The organism is Microbacterium sp. Y-01, assembly GCF_003856715.1.
Classification (GTDB): domain Bacteria; phylum Actinomycetota; class Actinomycetes; order Actinomycetales; family Microbacteriaceae; genus Microbacterium; species Microbacterium algeriense.
In genome coordinates this window covers 1,559,238-1,570,933 of the sequence record NZ_CP024170.1, presented here as the reverse complement: position 1 = coordinate 1,570,933, position 11,696 = coordinate 1,559,238, and the positions used below count along the sequence as shown (strand labels likewise).

9 protein-coding genes are annotated in these 11,696 nt (G+C 70.3%); 1 reads left to right on the top strand and 8 read right to left on the bottom strand.

The genetic code is table 11. From position 1 onward, the window contains the following. Positions 1-127: 127 nt before the first annotated feature. The 5 genes from CSX12_RS07295 to truB form a co-directional block, all read right to left on the bottom strand. The gene (locus tag CSX12_RS07295; RefSeq protein ID WP_017203088.1) at positions 128-2,272 is read right to left on the bottom strand and encodes a DEAD/DEAH box helicase; all 2,145 of its coding nucleotides are present in this window, start codon (positions 2,270-2,272) and stop codon (positions 128-130) included. A 223-nt stretch (positions 2,273-2,495) separates the two neighbouring features. Continuing rightward, positions 2,496-3,446, bottom strand: a complete 951-nt coding sequence (locus tag CSX12_RS07290; protein WP_017203089.1) for a bifunctional riboflavin kinase/FAD synthetase — start codon at positions 3,444-3,446, stop codon at positions 2,496-2,498. Then, positions 3,443-3,880, bottom strand: a complete 438-nt coding sequence (locus CSX12_RS07285; RefSeq protein WP_241160582.1) for a hypothetical protein — start codon at positions 3,878-3,880, stop codon at positions 3,443-3,445. The genes CSX12_RS07290 and CSX12_RS07285 overlap by 4 nt, the downstream gene beginning before the upstream one ends. 58 nt (positions 3,881-3,938) lie before the next feature. Beyond that, positions 3,939-4,307, bottom strand: a complete 369-nt coding sequence (locus CSX12_RS07280; RefSeq protein WP_017203091.1) for a hypothetical protein — start codon at positions 4,305-4,307, stop codon at positions 3,939-3,941. Then, a complete protein-coding gene (gene truB, locus CSX12_RS07275; protein ID WP_124895356.1) occupies positions 4,304-5,197 on the bottom strand; it encodes a tRNA pseudouridine(55) synthase TruB in 894 nt (297 codons plus the stop codon). Before truB ends, CSX12_RS07280 begins: the two co-directional genes overlap by 4 nt. Positions 5,198-5,293: 96 nt before the next feature. Between truB and CSX12_RS07270 the strand changes: the two genes are divergently transcribed. Beyond that, positions 5,294-6,190, top strand: coding sequence for an A/G-specific adenine glycosylase (locus CSX12_RS07270; RefSeq protein WP_017203093.1), 897 nt, complete (start codon positions 5,294-5,296; stop codon positions 6,188-6,190). Between the two features lie 4 nt (positions 6,191-6,194). Here CSX12_RS07270 and CSX12_RS07265 read toward each other — a convergent pair whose 3' ends face one another. The 3 genes from CSX12_RS07265 to infB form a co-directional block, all read right to left on the bottom strand. Further along, positions 6,195-8,264, bottom strand: a complete 2,070-nt coding sequence (locus tag CSX12_RS07265; RefSeq protein WP_124895355.1) for a helix-turn-helix transcriptional regulator — start codon at positions 8,262-8,264, stop codon at positions 6,195-6,197. Between the two features lie 162 nt (positions 8,265-8,426). Next, entirely contained in the window at positions 8,427-8,852 is a 426-nt protein-coding gene (gene rbfA / locus CSX12_RS07260) for a 30S ribosome-binding factor RbfA (RefSeq protein ID WP_124895354.1), read from the bottom strand. Positions 8,853-8,935: 83 nt separating this feature from the next. Next, entirely contained in the window at positions 8,936-11,686 is a 2,751-nt protein-coding gene (gene infB, locus CSX12_RS07255; protein ID WP_124895353.1) for a translation initiation factor IF-2, read from the bottom strand. Between the last annotated feature and the right edge of the window lie 10 nt (positions 11,687-11,696).

The window sequence follows — 11,696 nt, the reverse complement described above, 5'->3', positions numbered from 1 at the left end:
GCCCGGCGCTATTCGACGTCGGAGAAAACCGTCGATCTTGACAGCCGCCGGCCGCCGAATCGACGAAGTTGGCGGTCACGGCCGATCTTGCCGCAGAACGGACGTTAAGAAACGTCGTTCTTGACGCTCAGGCCGACCCGAGCGCCTGACGCAGCAGGTGCATCAGAGCCGCCAGCTGGACCGGCTCACCTGCCGACTCCTCGACAGCCTCGCCGTCGAGTGCCCGCGCCGCGAGACCCTGCTTCTGGTCGATGAGCTCCGCGATCTTGGTGTCGATCGTGTGCGCCGCGATGATCCGCCACGCGGTCACCGGCTCGCCCTGTCCGATGCGGTGGACGCGGTCGATCGCCTGGGTCTGCTCCGCGGCCGTCCAGGAAAGCTCCGCGAGGACGACGTTCGACGCCGCCTGCAGATTCAGCCCCACACCTGCCGCGGTCAGCGAGCAGACGGCGATTCCGACGTCGGGGTCGCCGTTGAAGTCGTCGATCGCCTGCTGCCGCGCGGTGGTCGTCTGGTCGCCGCGGATCGAGACCGCACGGATGCCGGCGGCGGCGAAGTGCTCCTCCGCCTTGTCCATCACGTCGATGTGCTTCGCGAAGAACACCACCTTGCCGACCGAGCGCTGCAGCTGTGCGGCGTAGTCCGCGGCGAGCTGAGCCTTCGCCTGGCCGATGCGTCGGACCATCGTGAAGACGTTGTCTCCCCCGGTGCCGGCCGCCTTCGACTCCTCGAGCTCGTTCTGCGCGACGAGGCGCACGATGTCGTCGTCGATCTCCCCCGGTGCGAGTCCGCGGTCGCCGCGGGCCTCGATGATCCGCCGGTAACGGGCGGCGAGTCGCTCGCCCAGTTCCCGCTCCGCCTCACGGATGCTGCGTCCGAACTCGTCGTCGAGCTGCACGGGCAGGTCGGCGATCAGCTTGTCGGGCAGGTCGGCCGCGACGTCCTTCTTCTTGCGCCGGACGATGCCCATCGAGATGACGGCGTCCCTCGCTTCCGGGTAGAACGCCTTGTCCGCGGGCGTGAAGCCCGTGGCGTCGAGCTTCTCCATGAGCTCAGGGCCCGGCTTCTCTCCGTTGGTCCAGCCGAGGAAGCGCCAGATGGCGTCGAAGTCCTCGACGTCGTTGATCAGCGGTGTCCCGGTGAGGGCCAGCATGAGCGGATCGTGTCCCGGTGTGCGCTCGCGCACCTGGGCGGCGAGGGAGAGCACGTTCTGGGACCGCTGCGAGGAGAGGTTCTTGATGAAGTGCGCCTCGTCGACGACCATGCCGCGCAGACCGATCGAGGCCAGCCAGGAGAGGTGACGGTCGAGGATCTCGTAGTTGACGATGAAGACGTCCGCGAAAGCGTCGATGTCGGCACCATCGCCCTGGATCACGGTCGCCCGCCGCTGCGGCGTCCACCGCTCGACCTCGCGTGCCCAGTTCATCTTCACGACGTTCGGCACGACGGCCAGCAGCGGGTAGGCCCCGGCGACGGACGCGGCGAGCACGGACTGCGCGGTCTTGCCGAGTCCGGGCTCGTCCGCCAGGAGGAAGCTGCGGTGCCCGGCGCGCACGGCCTCGAGGAACCGCGACTGATGCACCATGACATCGAGACCCTTGGGCGAGATGTGGTCGAACTCGGGCGCCGGGGGCAGCTCCATGGACGCGGCGGATCCACCGGCGCCCGTCTCGAACGCCTTGTACAGCGGCCCCATGAGTTCCCACCCGTCGAGCCGGCGGCGCGGAGTGGCCGCAGGGCGCGGGGTGAGGTCGGGCGCGAGGAACGGATTCGCGAGCTGTCGCGCCTCGACGGAGGGCGGGGTGACCTGGCGTTCCGCGATCGCGGCGGGTACGACCGATATCTGCACGGGAGCGGCGTCGGCGATGATGAGCTCCTCGGGAGGCAGCTCCGCCCCCGATTCGAGCAGCCAGTCGCGGCGCATGCGCTTAGCGACGGGCGAGGTCGCCTGGTCGGCCTCGAGCAGCTGGATGAGCGAGGTGTCGCGTGCCGCGGTCTTCGCGAGGATCGTCGCGACACCGTCCAGACGCTTCAGCAGCTCGGCGCGGGCGGGATCGCCGATCTCCGCGTCGGCCTTCACCCTGGCGCGCTCCTCGCGCACCAGGAAGGCGATCACCTGGAACTTGACCCGGTTGGTCGGGCCCAGCTTGCCTCGCTGCGACTTCGCCTCGATCTCGCGCACCTTGCGCGCGAGGATCGGGATGAGGGGCGCCTCATCGTCGCGTCGGGACGTCTTCTTGCGCCGCGTGGCGGCGGTTGCCGTGGTCGGCATGCTCCTCCTGAGCGTGAAGGCCCTGGTTTCCCCATGAAACCGCGAACCGTTCTCGTTGTCCGCGTGTGGCGTGAGCCAGGACCGTACGAACAGTGGATCGTCTTCCGCCGCGGCGCGCGAGACGCACGAGGAACGGCGGAAGCCGATACCCATTCTATGTCATCGCGCCGGCTTCCTGCGGATCATCGCGCCGTGCCGCGGTTCGGCTCTGCGGAAGAGGTGCCTAGGACGAGAGCCCGAGCACGCGCGCAGCGTCGGTGACGTCCGCGGCCATCTGCTCCATGAGCTTCTCGATGCCCTCGAACGCGACCATCCCGCGCAGCCGCTCCACGAACTCGACCGTCACATCGTGGCCGTACAGATCCAGCCCGGTCTCGCCCAGCACGTGCGCCTCCACCTGCCGGACGAGCACGTCGTCGAAGGTCGGGTTCGTGCCGACGGAGATCGCCGATGGGTGCCGGATGCCGGTGTCGTGGTCGACGAGCCAGCCCGCGTACACCCCGTCTGCGGGGACGAACGCGTCGACGATGGTCGATAGGTTCGCCGTCGGGAAGCCGAGCTCCCGACCGCGCTTGAGCCCGTGCACGACTTCGCCGCGCACGTCCGGGTTCCGTCCGAGGACCCGGGCGGCCGCCGTGACGTCGCCGTGCATGAGCAGTTCGCGGATCCAGCTCGACGAGACGCGGCGCGTCGAACCCGGCAGGTACACGTCGTCGACGACCTCCACCGTGAAGCCGTCACGGGGCCCGAGTTCTCGCAGGAGCTCCGGCGTTCCCGCTCCCCTGTTGCCGAAACGGAAGTCCTCGCCGACCAGCACCGTCGACACCTGGAGCGCGTCGACGAGGATGTCGGTCACGAAGTCGTCGGCGCTGCGGGCGGCGAGCTGTTCGTCGAAGGTGAGCACGAGCGTCGCGTCGATCCCGAGCTCGCTCAGCAGCTCGAGCTTGCGGTCGACGGTCACGACGTTCTCGGGGCAGCGATCCGGTCGCAGGACAGCCAGCGGGTTGCGGTCGAACGTGACCACCACCGAACGGCTGCCGCTCGCGGCCGCCGCCTCATTGAGACGGTCGATCACGGCGCGGTGGCCGATGTGCACGCCGTCGAACTTCCCGATCGCGACGGCGCTGGGTCCGAAGTCGGACGGGACCTCCTCCGGGCTGCGGAAGACGATCACGCGGCGACCTCGACGGGACGCCCGGCGCCGACAGGACGATGCGTGCGGAGCCACCAGATGCCGAACACCGGGAGGACGAGCGGGATGAACAGGTATCCGCGGCCGAACAGGGACCACACGGTCTCGTGCTGGAACAGCGCCGGCAGCACGATGCTGAGCACCCCCACGACGAGGACACCCGTGAGCTCGAAGACGATCGCCACCCAGGCCACCGTGTACCAGCCGCGGCGGCGGGCGAGCACCAGCGCGAGCGTCGCGAGGACGTACACGACGGCGGCGAGTGCGGACAGCGAGTACGCCAGCGGCGCCTCGTCGAATCGGCGGACGATCTGCACGAAGCTGCGCCCCGTGGCGGCCAGCGCCATGACGGCGTAGACGATCACGAGGACGCGACCGATTCCGGTCATCCGAGTGGTGGGGGCGGTGGAGCTCATAGCGCATTCCATCCTAGAGCCGCGGGAGCGGGCCGGACTCCGCCGTCGTCCCCCGGCGTCACGCGATCTGCACGGACCAGATGACCTGCATGCGCCACAGCATGATCGCGATCGCCACGGCCGCCACGCCGAGGATGACCGTGCTCCAGCGGCTTCGCTCCATGAGCGCCCAGAGCACCGCCCCGATCGGCAGGAGCAGAGCGGAGACGAGATAGACCCAGTACTCGAGCAGGTCGCCCGTCGGCGGGTTGCCCGCCAGCGGCGCGATGATCGCGACGACCACCTGGGCGACGAGGAGCGCCTCCACCAGCGCCAGGGCGCCGACCGTGTAGTCGCTCGGCCGACGACCGGCCAGACCCGCCACGAGGCAGAACAGCCCCGCGGCCACGGCGACCGCAATCTGCACGATCGTGAACCACAGGATCATCGGGCCGCCTCCGGCATGTTCATGGTGCTCTTCAGATCGTTCCCGCGCCTCTCGACGATCCCGATGAGACCGCCCTCGGGGTCGACCGCAGCGGCGATCGCGCCTTCCAGACGCACGGCCTGCCCCGCGAGTCGCTTGCCGTGGCGCAGATCGCGGGCCTCCTCGGCGGACATCGGGAGCACCGGGAGGATGCGTGCTGCGGCCTCGGCCGGAGTAAGGGCCTCCGCGCCCTCCAGGTCGTCGATCCCGACCGCGTCAGCCACCTCGAACGGACCGACTCTGGTGCGACGCAGCGCCGTGAGGTGGCCGCCGACGCCGAGCGCCGCGCCGAGGTCGCGGGCGAGGGAGCGGATGTACGTCCCGGACGAGCAGTCGACCACGACATCGAGGTCGAGGTGTCCATCGCTCTGCCGCTTCTCGAGCATGTCGAACCGCGAGACGACCACCTCCCGTGCGGCGAGGACGACCTCCTCCCCCGCCCGCACACGGTCGTAGGCGCGCCGACCGTCGACCTTGATCGCGGAGACGGCGCTGGGCACCTGGGAGATCTCGCCCGTGAGCGCCCCGATCCCGGCCGCGATCGCCTCATCGCCGACAGCCTCCCAGGCGGATGCGTCCGCCGTCGTGAGGATCTGGCCGTCGGCATCGTCGGTGCTCGTGGTCTGTCCGAGGCGGATCGTGGCCTCGTACGTCTTGTCTGCCCCCACGATGTAGGTGAGCAGCCGCGTGGCGCCCTCGATGCCGAGGACGAGGAGTCCGGTCGCCATCGGGTCGAGCGTTCCGGCGTGTCCCACCTTCCGGGTGCCGAACGCCCGCCGTGTCCGCGCGACGACGTCGTGACTGGTCGGCCCCGTGGGCTTGTCGACGAGGAGGATGCCGGGCGAGACCATTCCTCCAGCCTACCGAGGGCCGGAGGCTCCCCTGTTCCTGCGCCGAGGCGTTCGGCGCGGGCGGAGGCGCGGCGACCGCTCCCGTAGGCTGGAAGGATGCCCGGACCGCAGGCCGCTCGCGACGTGACGACACCTCTGTCGGAGTGGTACCGGGCGTCGGCCAGGGATCTGCCCTGGCGACGGCCCGGGTTCCACGACGAGTTCGGCGCCTGGGGCGTGCTCGTGAGCGAGTTCATGCTGCAGCAGACTCCGGTGACACGCGTCATCCCCCATCTCGAGGCCTGGCTCTCGCGCTGGCCGACTCCGGCGTCGATGGCCGCGGCGACCACCGCCGACGTGGTGCGGCAGTGGGCGAACCTCGGCTACCCGCGTCGGGCGCTCTGGCTGCACCGTGCCGCCGTCGAGATCACCGAGCGTCACGGCGGAACGGTCCCCCGTGACGTGGAGGCACTGCTCGCCCTCTCCGGCATCGGCGACTACACCGCTCGTGCCGTCGCGGTGTTCGCGTACGGCGACCGCCATCCGGTCGTCGACACGAACACGCGGCGGGTGCTCGCGCGGGCCATCGGCGGTCAGGCGCAGCCCGGTCCCCCCTCTCGACGCGATCTCGAGCTCATGGCGTCGCTGCTTCCGACCTCGGTGGCGGAGTCCGCCGTGTTCAACGCCGCGGCGATGGAGCTCGGCGCGACCGTATGCACGTCGCGGGCTCCTCGCTGCGAGCTGTGTCCGCTCGCCGGTTCGTGCGCCTGGCTGGCGGCAGGACGACCGGAGAGCCGGGACGAGCGGCGGCGTCAAGCCACGTATGAGGGGTCGGACCGTCAGGCACGCGGAGCCGTCCTGCGCCTTCTGCGGGAGCTCTCCCCCGAGGCTGCGGCCCTGCACGCCGTGCTGCCGGATTGGCCGGACCCGCGTCAGCGCGACCGGGCGATCGACTCCCTCATCGCGGATGGTCTCGCGGAGGCCGACGGCGAGTGGCTCTCTCTGCCTCGCTGACCACTCACAGGTGCTGCTCGAAGCGGTGCGCCAGCACCGTGAGCTCGACCCTGCTGCGGACATCGAGCTTCGCGAACACCCGCCCGAGATGCACCTCCACCGTGCGCACGGACACGTTCAGCGCGGCGGCGATGTCGCGGTTGGCGGCACCGTGCACCGCGCGCATCGCGACCTCCACCTCGCGCGCGGTGAGGCGCAGCGACCAGGCGCGGCGGCAGGCCATGAGCGGGTCGACCGAGGGCACGATGCTCCCCTCTCTCGCGTCGAGGCGATCGAGACGATCCCGGACGGCCCGCGCCCAGGCCGTGGCGCCGGACAGTTCGAACAGGCGCTCCGCGTACTGCAGGTGCACCCTGGCGGAGGCGTGCTCCTGGCGTATCGCCTGCCGGGTGCCCAGCATCGTCTCCACGCGTGCTCGCGCGAACGGAGACCGCAGACTCCGCGCCGTCTCGCTGACCTCTTCGTACTCGGAACGCCAGCGTCCTTCGGCGACGAGGGCGACGCGGGCCCGCAGACACCGCGCGAGCGCGACGTCCGGCGGCGCGATCGACGTCCGTGCCGACGGTTGCCCGGACGCCGCGGCGAGCTCGTCCAGACCGGGAACGGCGATCGCCGTCGCCGGCGACCCGAGTTCGGTCCACAAGCGGATCGCCGCGGAGGCTTCATCGAAGTCACCGGACAGGAATGATCGGATGCCGTGATCGACGAGGCCGTCGCTCCCGACCGACGAGAGGTCGGTCAGCGCGCGAGCGTACGGGCCGAGTTCGCCGAGGACCGCCAGATCGAGCCGTCGTGCGAGCACAACGCCGAGTCCGGCCAGCGGGAGCGCGACCGGCAGGGAGAGCGACGACTGGATCAGCCGGTCGCGTGCGCGGCCGATGTCGCCGCGCCAGACGAGCAGCAGCACCTCCACGACGGCCTGACAGGCACGGACGATCGGGCTGTGCCGGTATCCCGGCACGAACGAGGACCGCGTACCGGACGCCATCCCCTCGTCGCCCGCCAGCAGTCGCAGCGCCACGTCGATGTCGCCGGTCACGGCGGCGTCCAGGATCCGGAGCAGACCCCCGTCGGACACGCGCCGATCCGCACGCCCCAGCGCCTCCGACTCTCCGACGAGGAGCCAGCTCAACGCGACGACCGCGTCACGCAGCTCCTGATCCGCGCCGGTCCTCGCCGCGCCCTCGCGCAGCGCGTCGAGCCAGCCGCGCATTCCGCGCCGGTCTCCCCGTTCAGCGCACAGCACCGCGCCGATGGCCGCAGCCCTGGTCCAGTGACGCCAGTCGCCGAGGGCGTCCGTGGTCGGGCGCAGCGCGCCGGGATCGAGCTCCGGCACGGCGCCGTGCACGAATGTCTGAGCGACGATGAGGTCGCCGAGGGCCTCGAGACGACGACTCTCGGCGGCATGCGGGAACAGGCGGCTCAATCGCTCGACGGCCTCGACGGCGAATCCCGCGTCGAGCGCCGACCTTCCGGCGACCAGCTCGACGCCCTCCCGATCCTCACCGATCGCGTGCTGCTCGGCCTCCCGCGCGAGAAGCAGCGCCCGCTCCGGGTGCCCTGCCCGGGCCAGCTGACTGGCGAGGAGTGCGAGGTCGGGCGCGGCCTCCGGAGCCTTCTCGAGCGCGGCCCCCGCTCGGTGCCAGCCGGCGCCCACGGCATCGCCGCAGCGCCGGAAGATCTCGCTCAGTCGGGCGTGCACCGCTGCTGTCTCCGCCGTGCCGGTGGTCGCCGCCACCCAGATCCCCAACCGCGCATCGACCAGGCGCACACGACCGGCGTGGATCGTGAGGTGCTCTCCGACGGGGTCGGCGGCGAGATCCGCTGCCGTCCGCCCGTCGAACACAAGCAGCGGATCGAGGGCGTCGTCGAGACCCACCGCGACGGCCAGCAGGAGCCGGCGGTTCCGGGCATCGAGCTCGGTCCCGTGGAATCGCTCGGTGATGGCCGGCACAAGCGGGAGCGGGACCGGAAGGGGCCGCAGACCGTGCCTCTGCTCGGACGTCAGCTGCGCGACGACCTCGATGATCGTGGTGCCGTCCCCGTCGAGTCGTGCGGCAAGTCCCGCCAGCACGTGCGGGGCGCAGCCCAGACCCCGGTCGAGGAGTTCGTCGAGGAGCAGCCCGACCGCTGCGGGCGCGACGAAAGACGCCCGCGACGCAGTCGTACCGTCGATGCCGATCCCCCTCAGCTTCGCGGGAGGCGATCCCGCGAAGCCGAGCGTATCAAAAGCGGATCACTCCGAATCGTTCTCGGCGCGGTACGGATCCGCGTCGCCCGCGTGCGAGGCCGAGGAGGCGAGCTTGGCCACCTCGGCGTCCCGCTCCTGCGCCTGGCGCAGAAGCGCGCCGATGTGGTCCGCGTTCTCCGGGAGCGCGTCGGGGATGAACTCGAGCGTCGGGACCAGTCGCGTGCTGAGCTGACGCCCGACCTCACTGCGCAGCATCCCGGTCGCCGAGGTGAGCGCGGCGCCGCTGGCGATCCGCTCCTCCTCCGTGCCGAGGACCGTGTAGAACACGGACGCATGCTGGAGATCTCCGCTCACGCGCACGTCGGTGATCGTGACGAACCCGAGCCGCGGGTCGCGGAGCCCCTTCTCGAGCCGCTCCGCGAGGATCACGCGGATACGGTCCGCAAGCCGAGCCTGTCGTTCGCCTGCCATTTCTCTCTCCCTGTCCAGGAACCCTCAGGGCGTCCCCCGCTCCGGACCGGAGCAGAGGACGCCCGAGGGGTGATTCGAATAGATCAGCCGCGCGGCTTCTCGACGAGCTCGGTCGTCTCGATCTCGTCGCCGATCTGGATGTCGTTGTACTTGCCGAGTCCGATACCGGCCTCGTAGTCCGTACGGACCTCCGTGACGTCGTCCTTGAAGCGACGCAGCGACTCGATGGCGAGACCATCGGCGATGACGACGCCGTCGCGGATGACGCGGGCCTTGGCGTTGCGCGTGATCGTTCCCGACCGCACGATGACACCGGCGATGTTGCCGAACTTCGAGGAGCGGAACACCTCGCGGATCTCGGCGACACCCGACTGGACCTCTTCGTACTCCGGCTTGAGCATGCCCTTGAGCGAGCTCTCGATCTCGTCGATCGCGTTGTAGATGACGGAGTAGAAGCGGATGTCCACGCCCTCACGAGCGGCACGCTCGCGCGCCTTCGTGTCAGGACGGACGTTGAAGCCCACGATGATCGCGTTGTCGATCGTCGCCAGGTTCACGTCGGACTCGGTGATCGCACCCACACCGCGGTGGATGATGCGCAGCTGCACCGAGTCGTCGACCTCGATCTTGAGCAGCGACTCCTCCAGCGCCTCGACGGCACCGGAGACGTCACCCTTGATGATGAGGTTGAGCGACTCGACCTTGCCCTCTTCGAGAGCACGGGTGAAGTCCTCGAGCGAGATGCGCTTGCGGGCCTTGGCCAGCTGGGCGTTGCGCTCGACCGCTTCACGCTTCTCGGCGATCTGGCGGGCCATGCGGTCTTCCTCGGTGACGATGAAGACGTCGCCTGCGCGGGGCACGGAGTTCAGACCCTGCACCTGGACCGGACGCGACGGGTAGGCCTCGAGGACCTGCTCGCCGTTCTCGTCCGCCATCGCACGCACACGGCCGTACGCCGTACCCGCGACGATCGCGTCTCCGACCCGGAGCGTTCCGGACTGGATGAGCACCGTTGCGACCGAACCACGACCCTTGTCGAGCTTCGCCTCGATGGCGACACCGCGAGCGGCCTTGTTCGGGTTCGCGGTCAGATCGAGGCCTGCGTCCGCGGTGAGCAGCACGGCGTCCAGGAGCTCCTGGATACCCGTGCCGGCGCGAGCGGAGACGTCGACGAACATCACGTCGCCACCGAACTCCTCAGCGACCAGACCGTACTCGGTGAGCTGCTGACGGACCTTCGACGGGTTGGCGTCGGGCTTGTCGACCTTGTTCACCGCGACCACGATCGGCACGTTCGCCGCCTGGGCGTGGTTCAGCGCCTCGACCGTCTGCGGCATGATGCCGTCGTCGGCCGCGACCACGAGGATCGCGAGGTCGGTGACCTGCGCTCCACGGGCACGCATGGCGGTGAAGGCCTCGTGACCGGGGGTGTCGATGAACGTGATCGCTCGCTCGATGCCCTCGTGCTCCGTCCACACCTGGTACGCACCGATGTGCTGGGTGATGCCGCCGGCTTCGCCCTCGATGACGTTGGTCTGACGGATCGCGTCGAGCAGTCGCGTCTTACCGTGGTCGACGTGACCCATGACGGTGACCACCGGAGGACGGATCTCGAGGTCGTCCTCGCTCTCCTCCTCCAGCTCCTTCTCCAGGTCGAGACCGAAGCCCTCGAGGAGCTCCTTGTCCTCATCCTCGGGAGAGACCATCTGGATCTTGTAGCCGAGCTCCTCGCCGAGGACCTCGAACGTCGCCTCGTCCAGCGACTCGGTGGCCGTGGCCATCTCGCCGAGGTTGAAGAGAATCGTCACGAGGGTTCCGGGCTGGACCGTGTAACCGGTCAGCGTCTCGATCTTGTCGGCGAAGTCCGCGATGGATGCGCCGCGACGCATGCGGATGATCTCTCCGTTGCCGCGGGTGACGTTGACGCCACCGACGACCGGAGCACTCCGCATCTCGAACTCTTGCCGCTTCGCCCGCCGCGACTTGCGCTGCTTGCTCTTGCCGCCGCCCTTGCCGAAGGCACCAGCGGTACCACCGCCGGGACCACGACCACGGCCGCCGCCACCGCCGGGGCGACCGGCGAAGCCGCCGCCCGGACGAGCACCGGGCCCACCGGCACCGGGTCCACCGGCACCGCCGGGACGACCGGGGCCGCCGGGACGCTGCTGGAACGGAGCACCGGGACGACCGCCCTGACCGCCACGAGGCGCTCCGGGACGAGGCGAGCCGGGACGAGGCGCACCCGGACGCGGGGCGCCGGGACGAGGAGCCTGCGGACGCGGGATGTTTCCGGGCGTCGGGCGCTGGCCCATGCCCTGCGCCGAGGCGAAGGGGTTGTTACCCGGACGGGGGCCGGCCGGACGCTGGCCCATACCCTGCGCCGAGGAGAACGGGTTGTTCCCGGGGCGGGGGGCGCCGGGCGTCGGTGCTCCGCCTTCTGCGGGCTTCGGGGCACCGGGAGCCGGAGCCGCCGGGGCCTGCGCGGAGGGAGCCGGTGCCGCGGGAGCGGGAGCGGCAGGCGCCGGTGCTGCCGGAGCAGCCGCCTCCGGGGCGGGCTTCGGTCCCGGCTTGGGGCCAGGGGTCGGCGCAGGCTTCGCGCCGGGCTTCGGTGCGGGCTTCGCCGCAGCGGGCTTGCCGGCGGGAGCGGACTCCGCCGAACCCTTGAGCGAACCGTCGGCCTCGATCGCCGCACGCAGCTTGCGCGCCACCGGCGGTTCGATGGTCGAGGACGGGCTCTTCACGAACTCGCCGAGTTCCTTCAGCTTCGCAAGAGCGACCTTGCTGTCGACGCCGAGTTCGGCGGCGATCTCATGTACGCGTGGTTTACCAGCCACAATTCTCCTG

Excerpts from the sequence above, each read along its gene's own strand:
- CSX12_RS07295 (WP_017203088.1), bottom strand. The coding sequence starts at position 2,272 with ATGCCGACCACGGCAACCGCCGCCACGCGGCGCAAGAAGACGTCCCGA.
- CSX12_RS07285 (WP_241160582.1), bottom strand. The coding sequence starts at position 3,880 with ATGAGCTCCACCGCCCCCACCACTCGGATGACCGGAATCGGTCGCGTC.
- CSX12_RS07280 (WP_017203091.1), bottom strand. The coding sequence starts at position 4,307 with ATGATCCTGTGGTTCACGATCGTGCAGATTGCGGTCGCCGTGGCCGCG.
- truB (WP_124895356.1), bottom strand. The coding sequence starts at position 5,197 with ATGGTCTCGCCCGGCATCCTCCTCGTCGACAAGCCCACGGGGCCGACC.
- CSX12_RS07270 (WP_017203093.1), top strand. The coding sequence starts at position 5,294 with ATGCCCGGACCGCAGGCCGCTCGCGACGTGACGACACCTCTGTCGGAG.
- rbfA (WP_124895354.1), bottom strand. The coding sequence starts at position 8,852 with ATGGCAGGCGAACGACAGGCTCGGCTTGCGGACCGTATCCGCGTGATC.